The 17,375-nt window shown below is 74.7% G+C and carries 13 protein-coding genes; 12 read left to right on the top strand and 1 reads right to left on the bottom strand.

The genetic code is table 11. The features are described from left to right. Positions 1–127: 127 nt before the first annotated feature. Positions 128–3,256 (bottom strand): isoleucine--tRNA ligase, encoded by a 3,129-nt coding sequence (ileS, locus tag ACWCYY_RS38835; RefSeq protein ID WP_345289087.1) that lies wholly within the window; start codon positions 3,254–3,256, stop codon positions 128–130. A gap of 610 nt (positions 3,257–3,866) precedes the next feature. Here ileS and ACWCYY_RS38830 point away from each other — a divergent pair. The 12 genes from ACWCYY_RS38830 to ACWCYY_RS38775 all read left to right on the top strand — a co-directional run. After that, positions 3,867–4,370, top strand: a complete 504-nt coding sequence (locus tag ACWCYY_RS38830; protein ID WP_345289089.1) for a TraR/DksA family transcriptional regulator — start codon at positions 3,867–3,869, stop codon at positions 4,368–4,370. A gap of 161 nt (positions 4,371–4,531) precedes the next feature. Beyond that, the gene (gene lspA, locus ACWCYY_RS38825; protein WP_345289090.1) at positions 4,532–5,080 is read left to right on the top strand and encodes a signal peptidase II; all 549 of its coding nucleotides are present in this window, start codon (positions 4,532–4,534) and stop codon (positions 5,078–5,080) included. A 107-nt stretch (positions 5,081–5,187) separates the two neighbouring features. Further along, positions 5,188–6,123, top strand: coding sequence for an RluA family pseudouridine synthase (locus ACWCYY_RS38820; RefSeq protein WP_345289091.1), 936 nt, complete (start codon positions 5,188–5,190; stop codon positions 6,121–6,123). Next, the gene (locus ACWCYY_RS38815) at positions 6,123–6,581 is read left to right on the top strand and encodes a GNAT family N-acetyltransferase (RefSeq protein ID WP_345289092.1); all 459 of its coding nucleotides are present in this window, start codon (positions 6,123–6,125) and stop codon (positions 6,579–6,581) included. Before ACWCYY_RS38820 ends, ACWCYY_RS38815 begins: the two co-directional genes overlap by 1 nt. Positions 6,582–6,715: 134 nt before the next feature. Beyond that, positions 6,716–8,359 carry a sensor histidine kinase gene (locus ACWCYY_RS38810; RefSeq protein ID WP_449798755.1) on the top strand — a complete coding sequence of 548 codons (1,644 nt, stop codon included), beginning with the start codon at positions 6,716–6,718 and terminating at the stop codon, positions 8,357–8,359. Then, positions 8,356–9,039, top strand: coding sequence for a response regulator transcription factor (locus ACWCYY_RS38805; RefSeq protein ID WP_345289095.1), 684 nt, complete (start codon positions 8,356–8,358; stop codon positions 9,037–9,039). Before ACWCYY_RS38810 ends, ACWCYY_RS38805 begins: the two co-directional genes overlap by 4 nt. Positions 9,040–9,208: 169 nt before the next feature. Next, complete coding sequence (locus tag ACWCYY_RS38800; RefSeq protein WP_449798754.1) at positions 9,209–9,370, top strand: ABC transporter ATP-binding protein; 162 nt, start codon at positions 9,209–9,211, stop codon at positions 9,368–9,370. A gap of 51 nt (positions 9,371–9,421) precedes the next feature. Then, on the top strand, positions 9,422–11,977 hold the full coding sequence (locus ACWCYY_RS38795; RefSeq protein WP_449798753.1) for an ABC transporter permease: 2,556 nt from the start codon (positions 9,422–9,424) through the stop codon (positions 11,975–11,977). Positions 11,978–12,288: 311 nt separating this feature from the next. Beyond that, the gene (locus ACWCYY_RS38790; protein WP_449798752.1) at positions 12,289–14,523 is read left to right on the top strand and encodes a WD40 repeat domain-containing protein; all 2,235 of its coding nucleotides are present in this window, start codon (positions 12,289–12,291) and stop codon (positions 14,521–14,523) included. Between the two features lie 47 nt (positions 14,524–14,570). Further along, positions 14,571–15,068, top strand: coding sequence for a hypothetical protein (locus ACWCYY_RS38785; protein WP_345289098.1), 498 nt, complete (start codon positions 14,571–14,573; stop codon positions 15,066–15,068). Between the two features lie 69 nt (positions 15,069–15,137). After that, positions 15,138–17,012: a WXG100-like domain-containing protein gene (locus ACWCYY_RS38780; protein ID WP_449798751.1), complete on the top strand. Its 1,875-nt coding sequence runs from the start codon at positions 15,138–15,140 to the stop codon at positions 17,010–17,012. 92 nt (positions 17,013–17,104) lie between these two features. Next, a partial coding sequence (locus ACWCYY_RS38775) for a hypothetical protein (protein WP_449798750.1) occupies positions 17,105–17,375 on the top strand: 271 nt, incomplete at its 3' end.

Below are 17,375 nucleotides of genomic sequence, written 5' to 3'. Positions count from 1 at the left end.
GTGCGACTGACCCACCGTCAGTCGCACGCGCGGACCTCGGCCGCGCGCGGTTCCTCGCGCCCTCGGAGTGACCACGCACGCCGAAGGGGCGCCCGGAAGGTGCTCCCGGGCGCCCCTTCGGGACGGGTCAGGCCTTGCGGAGCTGGAAGTGGAGGCCGAGGCCCTCGTCGGTGAAGGTCTCGGACTGCCAGTCGGCGGAGCCGGCGGCGAAGTCGGTCGCGAGGACCTCCTCGGCGACCAGGTGGCCGTGCTCGGCGATGGCCTCGACGGTGGCCTCGTCGGTGGCGCGCCAGCGCAGGACGATGCGGTCGGCGACGTCCAGGCCGGAGTTCTTGCGGGCCTCCTGGATCTGGCGGATGGCGTCGCGGGCGATGCCGAGCCGCTTGAGCTCCGGGGTGATGGCCAGGTCGAGGGCGACGGTGGCGCCGGCCTCGTTGGCGACGGCCCAGCCCTCGCGCGGGGTCTCGGTGATGATGACCTCGTCCGGGGTCAGCTCGACGGTCTCGCCGTTGAGCTCCACCGAGGCGGTGCCGGAGGACCGCAGCGAAGCGGCCAGTGCGGCGGCGTCGGCGGCCGCGACCACCTTGGCCACGTCCTGGACGCCCTTGCCGAAGCGCTTGCCGAGGGCCCGGAAGTTGGCCTTCGCGGTGGTGTCCACCAGCGAACCGCCGACCTCGGTCAGCGACTCGAGCACCGAGACGTTCAGCTCCTCGGCGATCTGCGCCCGCAGGTCGCCCGGCAGTTCGTCCCAGCCCTGGGCGGCGATCAGCGCCCGGGAGAGCGGCTGACGGGTCTTCACGCCGGACTCGGCCCGGGTGGCCCGGCCGAGCTCGACCAGGCGGCGGACCAGCGCCATGTTCCGGGAGAGCTCGGTGTCGATCAGGGTCTCGTCCGCCACCGGCCAGGTGGCCAGGTGCACCGAGCCGGGAGCGTCCGGGGCGACCGGGACGACCAGGTCCTGCCAGACCCGCTCGGTGATGAACGGGGTGAGCGGGGCCATCAGGCGGGTGACGGTCTCCAGGGCCTCGTGCAGGGTGGCCAGCGCGGCGGCGTCGCCCTGCCAGAAGCGGCGGCGGCCGCGGCGGACGTACCAGTTGGAGAGGTCGTCGACGAAGCCGGAGAGCAGCTTGCCGGCCCGCTGGGTGTCGAAGGCCTCCAGCGCCGCGTCCACCTCGCGGACCAGGGTGTTCAGCTCGGAGAGCACCCACTTGTCCAGCTGCGGACGGTCGGCCGGGGCCGGGTCGGCCGCGGACGGGGCCCAGTCGGCGGTGCGGGCGTAGAGGGCCTGGAAGGCGACGGTGTTCCAGTAGGTGAGGAGGGTCTTGCGGACCACCTCCTGGATGGTGCCGTGTCCGACCCGGCGCGCGGACCAGGGCGAGCCGCCCGCGGCCATGAACCAGCGCACGGCGTCGGCGCCGTGCTGGTCCATCAGCGGGATGGGCTGGAGGATGTTGCCCAGGTGCTTGGACATCTTCCGGCCGTCCTCGGCCAGGATGTGACCGAGGCACACCACGTTCTCGTACGAGGACTTGTCGAACACCAGGGTGCCGACGGCCATCAGGGTGTAGAACCAGCCGCGGGTCTGGTCGATCGCCTCGGAGATGAACTGCGCCGGGTAGCGCTGCTCGAAGAGCTCCTTGTTCTGGTACGGGTAGCCGTACTGGGCGAAGGGCATCGAGCCCGAGTCGTACCAGGCGTCGATCACCTCGGGCACCCGGGTCGCCGTGGCGGAGCACTGCGGGCAGGCGAAGGTGACCGCGTCGATGAACGGGCGGTGCGGGTCCAGCTCGGACTGGTCGGTGCCGGAGAGCTCGGAGAGCTGGGCCAGCGAGCCGACGCAGGTGAGGTGGTCCTCCTCGCAGCGCCAGATCGGCAGCGGGGTGCCCCAGTAGCGGTTGCGGCTGAGCGCCCAGTCAATGTTGTTGTTCAGCCAGTCGCCGAAGCGGCCGTGCTTGACGTTCTCCGGGTGCCAGTTGGTGGCCTCGTTCTCCCGGATCATGGCGTCCTTGACCTGGGTGGTCCGGACGTACCAGGAGGGCTGCGCGTAGTAGAGCAGTGCGGTGTGGCAGCGCCAGCAGTGCGGGTAGCTGTGCTCGAAGACCTCGTGGCGGAAGAGCAGGCCGCGCTCCTTGAGGTCGGCGAGGACCAGTTCGTCGGCCTTCTTGAAGAAGACGCCGCCGACCAGGTCGAGGCCGGCCTCGAAGGTGCCGTCCTGGCGGACCGGGTTGACCAGCGGCAGCCCGTACGCCTTGCAGATCTTGTAGTCGTCCTCACCGAAGGCGGGGTTGGTGTGGACCAGACCGCTACCGATCTCGGTGGTGACGTGGTCACCGTTGAGGACGATGTTGGCGCCTTCGAGCGTGACGATGGAGAACGGGGGCTGGTAGCTCCACCGCTCCATCTCGGCACCGGTGAAGGACCGGCCGGTCTCCTCCCACCCCTCGCCCAGGGCGTTCGCCAGGAGGTCCCGCGCGACGACGATCTGCTCGGTGCCGTCGGTGGCGACGACGTAGGTCACCTCGGGGTTGACCGAGACGGCGGTGTTGGAGACCAGGGTCCACGGGGTGGTGGTCCAGGCCAGCAGCGAGGCGGTGCCCGCGAGCGGGCCGGAGGTGAGCGGGAAGCGGACGTAGACCGAGGGGTCGGCCACGGTCTCGTAGCCCTGGGCCAGCTCGTGGTCGGACAGGCCGGTGCCGCAGCGCGGGCACCAGGGGGCGACGCGGTGGTCCTGGACCAGCAGGCCCTTGTCGAAGATCTGCTGGAGCGACCACCAGACCGACTCGATGTAGGAGGGGTCCATGGTGCGGTAGGCCTGGTCGAGGTCGACCCAGTAGCCCATCCGCTCGGTGAGCTTCACGAACTCGTCGGTGTGGCGGGTGACCGACTCGCGGCACTTGGCGTTGAACTCGGCGATGCCGTACGCCTCGATGTCCTTCTTGCCGGAGAAGCCCAGCTCCTTCTCCACGGCCAGCTCGACCGGGAGGCCGTGGCAGTCCCAGCCGGCCTTGCGGGCGACGTGGTAGCCCTTCATGGTCTTGAAGCGCGGGAAGACGTCCTTGAAGACGCGTGCCTCGATGTGGTGGGCGCCGGGCATGCCGTTGGCGGTCGGCGGGCCCTCGTAGAAGACCCACTCGGGGCGGCCCTCGGACTGCTCCAGGGTGCGCTGGAAGACCTTCTGGTCCTGCCAGAAGGAGAGGATCTGGTGCTCCAGCGCGGGCAGGTCGACCTGCGCGGGGACGGAGTTGTAGGTGCTCATCGCGGGCGTCTTCCTCCGACGGATGCGTGGACTGGCTTCCGACGGAGGGACGAGACGGACAGGCCGCCCCGCGGTACCACCCTCCTTGGCCGCGAACTGCCGGTGCGGCCCACTTGTTTGGGTTTGCAGCCGGTTCTAACGGGCCGTCAGGCCCCTCTTCCGGCAGCTCCGGGGTGATCTTCCCGCCGCGCACACCCCCGGGCTCGCACCGTCCCCGGGTCGCTCCTGGCTGCGTACGTCGGTACTCGTCCCATCAGCGCCTTGCAGCGCTCAGTGTATCGGCCCGCACAACCGCTTTGCGTCGCACGCCGCGGGGGCGCCGCGAACGGCGTGGTTAGCGGGTGACGATCTGGGCACAACCTGGTCAGCATCCGGGCTGGGCGGCCGGCCGGGTCGGAACGGGTGGGAACCGGCGGCCGTATCGGTATGTCCCATTGTGGGGGGATTCGATGGGGATTATCGTTCCGGCACGGAAACCGCCGGGAACCGGCGGTTCGTTTCGTTCGTAGATGAGGTCGAAGCCATGGCTGAGAAGGCAAGTGGTGCTACCACCACCACCGCCGGCAAGCGGACGCACAAGGCCGTGGCGGGCGACTCAGGGGAGGGGACCGTGACCACTACACGGCGCAAGACCAGCACCAGCACCGGCAGGGTGGCCGCCACCAGCCGCAACCACGCCCCGGCGGGCAGCGGAGCGCGGGGCGCGGAGTCGGTGGACCCGGCGGAGCTCCCGGTCCGCCCCGGCGAGGACCCGTGGACGGCGGCCGAGGTCCAGGAGCTGCACCAGGAGCTGAACGAGGACGCGGCCCGGCTGCGCGGTGAGATCGCCGCCGCCGAGCAGGCCCTCAACGGCCTGATGCGGGACTCCAACGACGGGGCCGGCGACGACCAGGTGGACGCCGGGACGAAGAACATCAACCGGGAGAGCGAGCTGGCCCTGGCCAACAACGCCCGGGACAGCCTGGCCCAGACCGAGCGCGCGCTGGCCCGCCTGGAGGGCGTCGGCTTCGGCGTCTGCGAGTCCTGCGGCCAGGCCGTCGGCAAGGCCCGGCTGCAGGCCTTCCCGAGGGCGACGCTCTGCGTCACCTGCAAGGCCAAGCAGGAGCGCAGGTAGGAGATGTAACGGCTGGGCCACGGGGTCGGGCAGGTGCCGTACGCTCGACCCCGACGACCTGTCCACCCCACCCGGCAGCGGAGCGGATCATCAGCACCCCAGGTTCCCCCCAGACCCAGGACGACGCCGTCCAGCCCGCCCCCGACGCCGCGGAGGCCGCCGTGACCACCGAGCCCGACTCCGCCGCCGCGGCCGCCGCCGAGGCGGTGCGGCGGCGCCGGGTGAGCGTGCTGCTGGTGGTGGCGCTGCTGGCCTACCTGATCGACCTGGGCAGCAAGCTCCTGGTGGTCGCCCGGCTGGAGGGCCACCAGGCCATCGAGGTGATCGGGGAGTTCGCCACCTTCCAGGTGATCCGCAACCCCGGGGCGGCGTTCGGGATGGGCCAGGCGATGACGGTGGTCTTCACCGCGATCGCCGCCGCCGTCATCGTGGTGATCTGGCGGATCGCCCGCAAGCTCTACAGCCTCCCCTGGGCGATCGCGCTCGGGCTGCTGCTCGGTGGGGCGCTGGGGAACCTGACGGACCGTCTGTTCCGCTCGCCGGGGGTCTTCCGCGGGCACGTCGTGGACTTCATCTCGGTGCAGCACTTCGCGGTCTTCAACCTGGCGGACTGCGCGATCGTCTGCGGCGGGATCCTGGTGGTGCTGCTGTCGTTCAAGGGGAGCAACCCCGACGGGACGACGGCGCCGGCCTCGTCCAAGGGCGAGTAGCGCGCCCCGCGGGGGAGGAGAACGGGCGAGCGGCACGAGGGGTCGCGCGGCCGTGGTGAAGCCTCCGCTGTGATCCGGCGGGGGGCCGGTCCGGCATACTCGTACGGGTGAGTACCGCACAGACCCGCAGCCTCCCCGTTCCCGACGGCCTGGAGGGCGAGCGCCTCGACGCCGCACTGGCCCGGATGTTCGGGTTCTCCCGGACCAAGGCGGCCGAGCTCGCCGCCGAGGGGAAGGTGACCATCGACGGCACCACGGCCGGCAAGTCGGACCGGGTGTCCGCCGGCGCCTGGCTGGAGGTCGAGATCCCGGCCCCCGCCGCCGCCGTCCAGGTGGTGGCCGAGCACGTCGAGGGCATGCGGATCGTCCACGACGACGACGACATCGTGCTGATCGACAAGCCGGTCGGCGTGGCCGCGCACCCGAGCCCGGGCTGGACCGGCCCGACCGTGATCGGCGGCCTGGCCGCCGCCGGGTACCGGATCTCCACCTCCGGCGCGGCCGAGCGCCAGGGCATCGTGCACCGCCTGGACGTCGGCACCTCCGGCCTGATGGTGGTCGCCAAGTCCGAGCGCGCGTACACCGATCTCAAGCGTCAGTTCCACGACCGGGTCGTGGAGAAGAAGTACAACACCCTGGTCCAGGGCCACCCGGACCCGATGAGCGGCACCGTGGACGCGCCGATCGGCCGCCACCCCAGCTCGGACTGGAAGTGGGCCGTCACCCGCGACGGCAAGCACTCCGTCACCCACTACGACCTGATCGAGGCGTACCGGGCGGCCTCGCTGCTGGACATCAAGCTGGAGACCGGCCGCACCCACCAGATCCGGGTGCACATGTCCGCGCTGCGCCACCCCTGCGTCGGTGACCTGACCTACGGCGCCGACCCGACGCTGGCCAAGCGGCTCAAGCTGACCCGCCAGTGGCTGCACGCGGTGCAGCTGGGCTTCGAGCACCCCTCGGACGGCCAGTGGGTCCAGTTCGCCAGCCCGTACCCGGAGGACCTGCAGCGGGCCCTCGACATCATCGCCTCGGAGAGCTGATGGGCGCCGAACTGCGGACCGCGGTGACCGAGGCCGACCTGGCGCTCGTCCGGGAGGTCCGGCACGAGGTCTTCGTGGTCGAGCAGGGCGTGCCGGTGGAGCTGGAGTACGACGAGCACGACGCCACCTCGGTGCACGTGCTGGCGGTCGGCGAGGACGGTACGGCGCTCGGCACCGGGCGGCTGATCCACGGCGCCGTGGCGCTCGGGATGACGGGCCGTCAGGGCCGGGTGCTGCTCGGGCGGCTCGCGGTGCGCAAGGAGGCGCGCGGCACCGGGCTCGGCGCCGAGCTGGTCCGGGCGCTGGAGGCGGCCGGGCGCGAGCAGGGCGGCACCGAGCTGGAACTGCACGCCCAGGTGCAGGCGCTGGGCTTCTACGAGCGGCTCGGCTACGTGGCCGAGGGCCCGGTCTACCAGGACGCCGGCATCCCGCACCGGACCATGACCCGGGTGCTCTGAGCGCCCGGACGGTCTTCGGGGCCCGGGTGGACGTGGCGTCCGCCCGGGCCCTGCCGGTTCTCCGACCTTCGACAGAGACCCGGTCGTCCCGGGGGCGTACCGGACCGGCCGGCCCCGCACCGGAGAATGGTCCGATGCCGTCCTTCCTTCCCACCGCTCCGGCGCCGGACCGGCCGCGCTGGCACGCCTGCGCCGGGCCGCTCGGCCTCGCCGTGCTGGTGCTGGCCGCCCAGCTGGTCCTGCAGGGCCCCGGGCCGGCCGTCCCGGGCCAGCTGCTGCTGGGGGCCGCCGCGCTGGTGCCGCTGACGCTCCGCCGGCGCTTCCCGCTGGTGGCGTTGGCGGCCGCGGCCACGGTGCTCGGCCTGTACCCGCCGGCCGGACTGCCGGCCGCCGTGGTGGCGTACTCCACCGCCAGGCGGCTCACCGAGCCGCGGCACCGGATCGCGGCACTGCTCGCGGCGAGCGGCCTGACGGTGCTCGTCGCCACGGCCGCCGCGCCCTCGCTCGGGTACGGCGGCCACGCGTTCGGGCTCGGCGTCGGCGTGGTGCTGGCCGCCAGCACGCTGGTGCTGCCCGGGCTGCTGGGCGGGACGGGCGGGCAGGAGGAGCGGCTGCTGCGGGCGCTGCGGGAGCGGGCCGAGGCGGCGGAGGCGGCCCGGCGGCTCGCGGACAGCGAGGCCCGGACGCAGGAGCGGTCCCGGATCGCCGCCGAGATGCACGATCTGATCGGCCATCGGCTGAGCGTGGTCTCGCTGCACGCGGGCGGCCTGGAGATGGCGATGGGGGAGCAGTCGCCCGAGCTGCGGGACGAGGCGGCCCTGGTGCGCCGCTCGGTCGGCGAGGCGATGCGGGAGCTGCGCGAACTGCTCGGCGTGCTGGGCCCCTTGGAGCCGGAGGGCGGCCCCGCCGCCGCGACCGGTGCGACCGGCACCCGGGCCGACGTGGAGGAGCTGGTGGGGGAGTCCCGCGCGGCGGGCGTCCCGGTGACGGTCCTGTGGGAGGGGCCCGACCTGGACGGGCGGCCGGCCCGGGTGCGGCACGCCGTGCACCGGGTGGTGCGCGAGGCCCTCACCAACGTCCACCGGTACGCCCTGGGGGCCGAGGTCACGGTGGCCGTCCGCCACACCGGGGACCGGGTCGAGGTGGAGGTGCGCAACGGCCTGCCGCCGGTGCCGCCGCAGGACCGGACCGGGCTGGGCACCGGGCGCGGCCAGATCGGGCTGCGCGAGCGGCTGGCCCTGCTCGGTGGCTCGCTGGCGGCCGGGCCTTCGGCGGACGGCGGCTACTCCGTGACGGCCTCGATGCCGGCCGAGCCCGGACCGGCCGCGGTCCGGACCCCCGAGACGGTGCCGGGCGCCGGTGGCGGTGCCGCCGACGGAGCCGGACGGGGAACCGGGCGGGCGGTCGGCGCCCTGCTCGGGCTGCTGGGGGTCGGCGTGACGATGCTCTTCGGACTGCTGACGGTCTCGCAGGCCTTCCCGGCGCCGGAGGACGGCGGCCGGACGCACCGCGAGCCCGCGCTCGGGATGTCCCGCACCGAGGTGGAGCAGGCCGTCTACGGGGACAGCGCGCTGGCCCGGGCGGCGGCCACCGGCCGGGAACCGGTGCACCCCGCCGACGTGACCGGCTGCCTCTACTCGACCTACCCGTTCGGGGAGCCGCCCCCGGAGGACGGCGTCCTGATCACCCGTTACTGCTTCCGCGGCGAGACGCTCACCGCGATCGACCGCTTCGCCGTGCCGACGGTGCCGGCCACACCGCCCCGGGAGAACCCGTGACCCTGCCCGCCGACCGGCCGATCCGGGTGCTGCTCGCCGACGACGAGGTGCTCGTCCGCCACGGCGTCCGGCTGATCCTGCGTCATGCCGAGGGCATCGAGGTGGTGGGCGAGGCCGCCAACGGCGAGGAGGCCGTGCGGATCGCCGCCGAGACCCGACCCGACGTGGCGCTGGTCGACGTCCGGATGCCGGTGCTGGACGGGCTGGCCGCGATCGAGCGGCTGCTGGCCCTGGAGCCCCGGCCGCAGGTGGTCATGCTCACCACCTTCGGCGACGAACGGAACGTCACCCGGGCCCTGCGCTCCGGCGCCACCGGCTTCCTGCTCAAGGACGAGGGCCCGCAGCAGCTGGTCAGCGCGGTGCGGGCGGCCGCCGCCGGGGACGCGGTGCTCTCGCCCGGGGTCACCCGGACCGTGGTCGAGCGGATGCTGGCCGGCGCCGCCGGGCCCGTGCCCGCCGCGCCGACGGCCCATCAGGAGCGCCTCGCCGCGCTCACCGAGCGGGAGCGCGAGGTGCTGGCACTGCTGGGGGAGGGACTGGCCAACACGGAGATCGGCACCCGACTGGGCATCGGGGTGGGCACGGTGAAGACCCACGTCAGCGCCGTCCTGGTGAAGACCGGCACCGGGAGCCGGCTCCAGGCCGCGGTGCTCGCCCACCGCTCGGGGCTGAGCTCGTAGGGGCCGTCGCCTCTGCCGGAAGGGGGAGGCGGCGGTACGTCCGGGGGAGCACGGGCGGCCCCGGCTCCGGCACCGGGCAGAGCGTCGGGTCAGGCCCTGAGGCCGACGGTACGGCCGTCCGGCGCTCCGAGGATGGGTGTCAACCACCCCGTCCCTGACCGGAGCTGACATGACGACGCACGCCCCCGCCCGTTCCCGCACCGCCGCCGCCCGCGCCGACCGGGTGGCCGTCCCGGCCGACGGCCGGATCGGCGACGAACCGCACGGGCCCACCGCCGAGGACGTACCGGGGTGGATGCGGCGCCTCGACACCGCGCAGCGGATTGGCTGAGCCCCGCCCTACCACTCCCGGACCCCGGACCTCAGGAACGAGACCACCACCATGCTCCGCACCGCCCTGCGCGGCCTGCTCGCGCACCGCGCCCGACTGGTCGTCACCGCCCTCGCCGTCACCCTCGGGGTGGCCTTCGTCGCCGGCACGCTGGTCTTCGGCGACACCGTCGCCGGTGCCCTGCGCGGCGCCGCCGCCAAGGACCTGCGCGGCGTGGCCGTCGCCGTCAGGGCGGAGTCGGCCCCCGACGGCGAGGGCCGCCGCACCACGCTCACCGCCGAACTCGCCGACCGGGTGCGGACGGTGCCCGGCGTCGCCTCCGTCCGTGCCGTGGTCGAGGGCACCGCCACCGTGGCGGCCAAGGACGGCCGCCCGCTGAACGCCGAGCAGACCCGGCAGAACCTGGCGGTCAACTTCTCCCCCGACGCCCCGGGCGGTGACCGGGACGGCCGCCACCCGCTGCGGGCCGGCCGGGCCCCCGCCTCCGCCGCCGAACTCGCCCTGGACCGCCGCACCGCCGAGCGCGGCGGCTACCGCCTCGGCGACCTCGTCCGGCTGGCCGCCGACGGGCCCACCCTCGGCAAGACCCTGGTCGGCATCGTGGACACCGAGGACCCGCGGGTCACCGCCGGTGCCACCCTGGTGCTGTTCGACACCGCCACCGCCCAGCAACTCCTGCTCCAGCCGGGCCAGTTCGACGAACTGGCGGTCGGCGCCGGGCCCGGCACCGACGACCGGGCGCTGGCCGACCGGATCCGCGCCCTGCTGCCCGCCGAGGGCCTCACCGTCACCGGCGGGACCCAACTGGCCCAGGAGCAGGCCGCGCAGATCGCCGAGAGCACCAAGGGGCTCACCCGGCTGCTGCTGGCCTTCGCCGGGATCGCCCTGTTCGTCGGCTCCTTCGTGATCGCCAACACCTTCACCATGCTGGTCGCCCAGCGCCGCCGGGAGACCGCGCTGCTGCGCGCCGTCGGCGCCTCCCGCGGCCAGGTGGTCCGCGGCGTGCTGGCCGAGGCCGGGCTGCTCGGCCTGCTCGCCTCCGCCGCGGGGGCCGGGCTGGGCCTCGGCATCGCGGCCGCGCTGCGCCCGCTGCTGGACATCGGCGGCGCCGAACTGCCGGACGGGCCCCTGGTGGTGACCGCGGGCGCGGTGCTGCGCGCGCTGGCCGTCGGCCTCGGCGTCACCCTGCTCTCCGCCTGGCTGCCGGCCCGCCGGGCCGCCCGCACCGCACCGGTCGAGGCACTGACCGGCGCCGAGCTGCCGCCGCCCGCCCGCAGCCTGAGGCTGCGTCACGCCCTCGGCGCCCTGGTCACCGGCGCCGGGGTGCTGGTCCTGCTGTACGTCGCCGCCCAGCGCACCGGGGACGACGCCAACCTGCTCGCGGCCGGCCTGGGCGCCGTGCTGCTGATCACCGGCACGATCGTGCTCGCACCGCTGCTCGCCCGGCCGCTGATCCTGCTGGCCGGGGCGGCCACCACGCGGCTGTTCGGCGTCACCGGCCTGATCGCCCGGGAGAACGCGCTGCGCAACCCGCGCCGCACGGCCGCCACCGCCTCCGCCCTGATGGTCGGTCTCACCCTGATCACCGCCCTGAGCGTGACCGGCAGTTCGATGGACGCCGCCCTGCGCCAGGCCGCGGTGGCCGGGCTGACCGCCGACCGCAAGGTCTCCCTGGCCGGCCCCGGCGGGCTCGACCCGGCCGCCGCCGCACGCCTCGCGGCCGTGCCGGGCGTCACCGCCGCGGTGCCGCTCGCCTCGGCCGCCTTCGGGGCGCGGGGCAGCTACACCACCCTGACCGGCGTCGACCCGAAGGGCCTGGCCGCCGTCTCCGACCTGGAGTTCACCAGTGGTTCGGCCGCCGGGATCGGCCCCGGCAGGGTGGCGCTCTCCGACGTGCTGGCCGCGAAGGCCGGGCTCGGCACGGGCGACGTCTTCGAGGGCAGGCTCGGCACCGCCCCCGCCCGGGAGTACACCGTGGCCGGCGTCTACCGGCAGACCCGGGCCTTCGGCGGCGCCCTGGCCACCCTGGACGAGACCCTGCCGCAGGCCTTCGGCGGCAAGCCGGACGCGGTCCTGCTGCGAGCCGCACCCGGCCGGGCCGGCGCGGCGCTCGACCGGGACGTCCGGGCGGCGCTCGGCGGCAGCCCGCTGCTGCGGGTGGAGGGCCGCGAGCAGCTGACCAGGGCTCAGGCCGGGCAGGTGGACGCGATGCTGGGCATGGTGGCCGGCCTGCTGGGCATGACGGTGGTGATCGCCGCCTTCGGCGTGGTCAACACCCTGGCCCTGTCGGTCTTCGAGCGGACCAGGGAGATCGGCCTGCTGCGCGCGGTCGGCCTGGACGCCCGGGGCGTGCGGCGCACGGTGCGGCTGGAGTCGGTGGTGATCTCGCTGTTCGGCACCGTGCTGGGACTGGCCGCCGGGATCTTCCTGGCCTGGGCCTGCGGCGGCCTCGCCGCCACCGCCCTGCCGCAGTACGCCCTGGTGCTGCCCTGGGCCCGGCTCGGCCTCTTCCTGCTGCTCGGCCCCGCGATCGGAGTCCTGGCGGCGGTCTGGCCCGCCCGCCGGGCGGCCCGCCTCGATCTGTTCAGGGCGATCGGTGCGCAGTAGGCACCACCAGCGGCTTTGCGTGCCATCCCGGGGTGCGCTGCCCTTCCCGGTCCCCGTCCGGTCACCTCCCCCGTGCCCTTCGCGCTGCTCGCTCCGTGACCGCTCGGGCAGAGTTTGCGGTGAAGTGCCCCAACGGGCCTTCCCAGCTTGAGCGGTGTGTGCCGGTGGTGTTTCGATGACGGCCACTGCGCACGGACAGGTCGGCCTCCGCCTGGCCGGCCGCCGGCCGCAACCCTCGCGCCCCGCCCCCTACGACGCCGCCGCGCGACCGGGGTGCCGGGCGAGCTCTGCAGACGTTCCTTGGGAGACCCGTGAGCGACGTGCTTTTCACCGCCGGATCGCGCCGACTGCCTTCCGGGCGGATCGAGTTGGCGATCAATCAGGAGGGCGGGCTGACCGTCCGCCGGCTGACCGCCGAGCGGACCGAGAGCCGCGGCGGCGCCGTGGACCCCGCAGTGCACCAGCGGCTGCGCGCCGCGCTGAGGACCACCCCGGGGACACCGGGGAGGGGCCAGGTTGTGGGCCTGGCCGACGGTCGGGTTGTGGGCCCGACCGAGGAGCCGGCGGCCCGGCAGCTCACCGTGGGGGAGAGCAGCTGGGCCGACGGCACCGACACCCCCGTACCGCCGGTCGGCCGGCTGCTGGAGGCGCTCGCCGTTCAGCTGCTCCAGCCGCTGGAGTACGGCCAGCTCCCGTTCGCCGTGGTCCGGCCGGAGACGGCCGGGGCGGTGGACGAGGCGCTCCGCCCGGCCGCCGTGATCGGCACCGTCGGCGGTGCCCCGGCCTACGCGTTGGCCGACGGCGCGGCCGGCTTCGACCTCGGGCGGCTGCCCGGCGGTGCCTCGCTGGGCGGCTCGGACGGCGCGGACGGCCTGCTGCCGACCGCCGTCGCGCTCGCCGAGGTGGCGGGCCGGGAGCTGTTCGCGCTCGGTGCGGCCGACGGCGCCGTCCAGGTCTGGGACGCCGACACCGGCGAGCTGGCGCACGGGACTTCGGGCGGCGAGGGCGCCCAGCTGGTGGCGGCCGGCCTGATCGGCGGGGTGCCGCTGGTCTTCTCCGGCGGCAGCCGGGGCGAGCTGCGCGCCTGGCAGGCCGAGGACGGCCGCGGGCTGGGCCTGCTGGCCGTCGGCGGCGAGGGCGTCACCGCTCTGCTGCACGCCCGGGTGGCCGGGCTCGACCTGGTGGTGGCCGGCGCCCCGGACGGCACCGTCCGGGTCTGGGACGCCGCCCGCGGCGCCCGGCTCCAGCTGCTGGTCGGCCACTCGGCGCCGGTCACGGCGCTGGCCGTGCTGCCGCTGGGCGAGCAGGCGCTGCTCGCCACCGGCGGCCGGGACCACGAAGTCCGGCTCTGGGACCTGGCCACCGGCAGCCCGGTGGCCGAGTTCTCCGGCCACTCCGCCACCGTCACCGGCCTGGCCTTCGCCGAACTCGACGGCCGCCCCGTGCTGTTCTCCGCCGCCCTGGACAACACCCTGCGCAGCTGGGACGTGCACGCCGCCGAGGCGCTCGGCGGCCGCCCGGCGGGCGGCAGCTGGCTCACCGGCCTGGTCACCGTCCCGGCGGCCGGAACGGCGCAGCTGGCCAGCGGCGACGAGCACGGCCGGATCAGGTTCTGGGAGCTCAACGGCGGTAAGCCGGTCGGCAGTTGTGAGCCCGAGCCCACCACGGCCGGCCCCGTCCCGGTCAACGCGCTGGCGGTCGGCGAACTGCACGGCCGCCCGGTGCTGGCCGCCGGCTACGGCGACGGCCGGGTCAGGCTCTGGGACGCCGGCACCCGCACCGAGCTGTACGCGCTGGAGCCGGACGGCGGCCCGGTGGCCTCGGTCGCGGTGCTCGCCGACCCGGACGGGCCGGTGCTGGTCTGCGGCACGGTGGCCGGCGCGGTCCGCTGCCACCGGCTCAAGGACGGGGCCCCGCTCTCGGTGCCCACCCCGCACACCGGTCCGGTCACCGCGCTGGCCTTCGCCGCCGCCGTCCCCGGCGCGGAGGCGGTGCTGCTCTCCGGCGGCTCGGACGGCACCGTCCGGGTCCGGCAGGCCCTCGACGGCCTCCCGGTCCGGCAGTTGACGGCCCACCGGGGCGGCGTCACCGCGCTCACCGTGGGCGAGGTCGGCGGCCGCCGGGTGCTGGCCAGCGCCGGGAAGGACCGCACCGTCCGCCTCTGGGACGTCGACGCCGGCCAGGCGGGCCCGGTGCTGGACGGACTCGCCGCCCCCGCCGAGGCGTTGGCGCTCGGCACGCTGGACGGGCGGGCCGTGCTGCTGGTCGGCTGCGCCGACGGCACGGTGCGCGCCCGGGACGTGCTCGGCGGGCACACGCTGGCCGAACTCCCGGGCGGCAGCGCCGAGGTGCGCTCCCTGGTCTGTCAGGTACTCGACGGCGAGGTGCTGGTCGCGGCCGGCGACGAGAGCTCGGTGCTCCGGCTCTGGCACCTGGCCAGCGGCTCCCTGGTCAACGAGGCGCCGCTGGACCGGATCCCGCTGGCCATCGCCTTCGGCGAGGCCGGGCTGCACGTGGTCGGCCCCGGCGGCCCGGTCACCCTCTGACCGTCGTTTCCTCGCACGCTTCCCAACTGTCTTAGGGGTAGGGGTACATGACCGGGAGTTCCGGTTCGTTCAGCATCGACCTGGCCGAGGTCGAGTCGTCCGCGACGATGATCCAGCGGATGCACGACGACCTCCAGGAGGCGTTCATCGTCCTGAAGACCTACGTGGGGACGGTGAACAAGGAGATCTACGGCAAGGACCTGGTCGGCGAGTCGCTGGGCGGCAAGACGGCGGCGGTGATCGGTCTGTCGGAGCAGCAGGACAAGGCCCTGACGGGTCTGCAGTCCTTCCTGGAGAACACCGCCCAGGTGGCCGCCAACCTGAAGACCATGGTGGCGAGTCACCGCGGCACGGACTCCGACAACGCGGACGACATGAAGAAGATCGAGCAGGGCAACGACATCCCGCTGCCGCTGCCCCCGAGCACCAGCCCCGGCGGCGGCTACGTGTCGCCGCAGGCCCCGCCGAAGCTCGACTACAACCACGCGGGCGACCGGCCGGAGCCGGCCCCGCGGCCGCAGCCCGGTGGCCGCAACCTGATGTGAGGCCCCGCGCTTCGCCTCCCGTCCATCCCCGTTCCTTCCCTCCCCTCTCCGTGAAGTGAGTGACCCGCCGTGCCGATCGAGCTGCCTGCCGATCTCGAGGACGTGCTCAAGACCCTCCAGAGCAATGAGGAGGGCAAGGACGTCCTCTTCCCCGACGGCAACGAGACCCGGATCGCCGATCTGGCCGCCGCCTGGAAGAAGTTCAACGACATCGCCGACGTGCGGATCCGGACGATCCTGGCGCACGCCCAGCGGGCCTGCGACAGCATGTCCGGCGAGGCGGCCGACAGCTTCGAGCGCTACCTGCAGAAGTACGGCGTCGGCGACGGCTCGCACGCCGGGACGATCATGATGGCCGGGAAGCTGATGGAGCTTCACCTCAGCGGTGCCGCGCAGGCGATCGGCGACACCAAGACCTCGATGATCAACCAGCTCCAGTACGCGAAGAAGTACATCGAGCAGAACCCGGCGGGCAAGAAGGACGACATCGCCAAGTCCGAGGGCGTGAAGTCGGCCGTCGAGGCGTACCACACGTACGTCAAGAGCGTGACGGGCAGCGTCGACCAGATGCTGCGCAAGGGAGCCGACCACGGCGCCGCCACCCAGGCCGCGACCGAGATCTGCAACCTCAACAAGAGCAAGGCCGGCCCGCCGCCCGGCACCCCGCCGCCGGGCACCGGCATCAACTCGGCGCCCCCGCCCGGTGGTGACGGTGCGGGCGGTGGTGCCGGCGGTGGAGCCGGTGGTGGCGCGGGCGGCGGTTCGGGCTCCGGCGACGGAGCCGGTGGCGGTGCGGGCGGGGGCGGTTCGAAGACCAAGCCCTACCAGCCGCCGAAGGTCAAGCCGTACGAGCCGCCGAAGGTCAAGAACCCGTACCTCGACGGCGGCGCGAACGGCGGCGGCAAGTTCAAGCCCGCCGTCCAGCCGCCCGGCCTCAACCTGGCCGGCCACCCCGACTACAAGGGCAGCTTCGGCTCCACGCTGAGCCCGTACTCCTCCTCCGGTTCGGGAGGTGGCGGCGCGGGCGGCGGTTCGGGCTCCGGTGGTGGCGCCGGAGGCGGCGGGCTCGGCTTCGGCGGGGTCGGCGGCGGTGGCGCCGGCGGCCTCGGTCGCGGCGGCGGACTGGCCGGTGCCGGCGGTGCCGGCTCCCGGATGGGCGGCGCGGGCGGTGCCGGTGCCTACGGGCGCGGTGGCGCGGCGGGTGCCGGTGCGGCCGGTGCCGCGGGGCGTGGCGCGGCCGGGATGCCGGGTGCGGCGGGCGGCGGGCACGGCGGTGGCGCCGGGGCCGGTGGCGGTGCGGGCAAGGGCGGCGGCAAGTTCGTCAGGCCGACCCGCTTCGGCGGCGAGGACGAGAAGGAGCGCCGCCGCCGGGACCGCGGCATCGTCGGCGGCGAGCAGGTCGACCACGAGAGCGGCGACCCGCACTTCGAGCGGATGCGGCGTCAGTGGCTGGACGAGGCGCGGGGCGGCGGGGTGCCGGAGGGTGCCGAGGCCGCTGCCGCGGCGGCTGCGGCGCAGCCTGCGGCGGCCGGTGGGGCCGACCTGATGACGCAGCTGGCAGGGGCGTTGCTGGGCGGCGGCGAGGCGGCGGGCGGTGACGTTCCGTCGGCTGACGCCGCGTCGGGCGCCGCGTCGGGCGCTCCGGCGGCTGAGGGCACCGTCACGACGGCGGAGTCCGCCTCGGCGGGGAGCGCACCGGTCGCGGAGGCGGCTCCCGCCGCCTCGGCGGAGCAGGAGTACCTGGACCGGGCCCGGTCGGTGGCGGAGCGGCGCGGGCGCACCGACGAGGACGCCCCCACGCTCGACCCGGTCCCGGCCGCTCCCGCCGCCGAGCCGACGCCGATCCGGCAGGAGGGCGGGTACGACGTGCCGAGCCCCTTCCTGCGGGCCGCGCTCACCCGGATCGCCGCCAACTCCTCAGGCGAGGGCGCACCGCGGAGCTGACCGCTCCACCTGTCTGGGCGGCGGAGGGCACCCCCGAGTCCTCCGCCGCCCCTTCTCATCCCCCCTACCGTCGAGATCGCTGAGGGACCGTCATGACTGACCAGTCGCCCTTCCGGCCGGCCGATTACGTGGAGACCACTCCGCGGCGCGCCGTCATGGAGCCGCAGGCCGCACCGCTCTGGGGCGGGGGAGACGAGGAGACGTTTCCTGCGCAGTACGGGCCTGCGGAGGGTGAGTTCGCGGCGCGTCGTGGGTTTGCGGAGGGTGAGTTTCCTGCGCAGTACGGGCCTGCGGAGGGTGAGTTCGCGGCGCGTCGTGGGTTTGCGGAGGATGAGTTCCCTGCGCAGTACGGGCCTGCGGAGG

The organism is Kitasatospora sp. NPDC001664, from assembly GCF_053596675.1.
The sequence above is the reverse complement of the archived record's forward strand: the minus strand, read 5'-3'. Positions and strand labels throughout refer to the sequence as shown.

What these genes read in the sequence shown, in the direction of transcription:
- ileS (WP_345289087.1), bottom strand. Translation starts at nt 3,256, where the DNA reads ATGAGCACCTACAACTCCGTCCCCGCGCAGGTCGACCTGCCCGCGCTG.
- ACWCYY_RS38815 (WP_345289092.1), top strand. Translation starts at nt 6,123, where the DNA reads ATGGGCGCCGAACTGCGGACCGCGGTGACCGAGGCCGACCTGGCGCTC.
- ACWCYY_RS38810 (WP_449798755.1), top strand. Translation starts at nt 6,716, where the DNA reads ATGCCGTCCTTCCTTCCCACCGCTCCGGCGCCGGACCGGCCGCGCTGG.
- ACWCYY_RS38800 (WP_449798754.1), top strand. Translation starts at nt 9,209, where the DNA reads ATGACGACGCACGCCCCCGCCCGTTCCCGCACCGCCGCCGCCCGCGCC.
- ACWCYY_RS38795 (WP_449798753.1), top strand. Translation starts at nt 9,422, where the DNA reads ATGCTCCGCACCGCCCTGCGCGGCCTGCTCGCGCACCGCGCCCGACTG.
- ACWCYY_RS38785 (WP_345289098.1), top strand. Translation starts at nt 14,571, where the DNA reads ATGACCGGGAGTTCCGGTTCGTTCAGCATCGACCTGGCCGAGGTCGAG.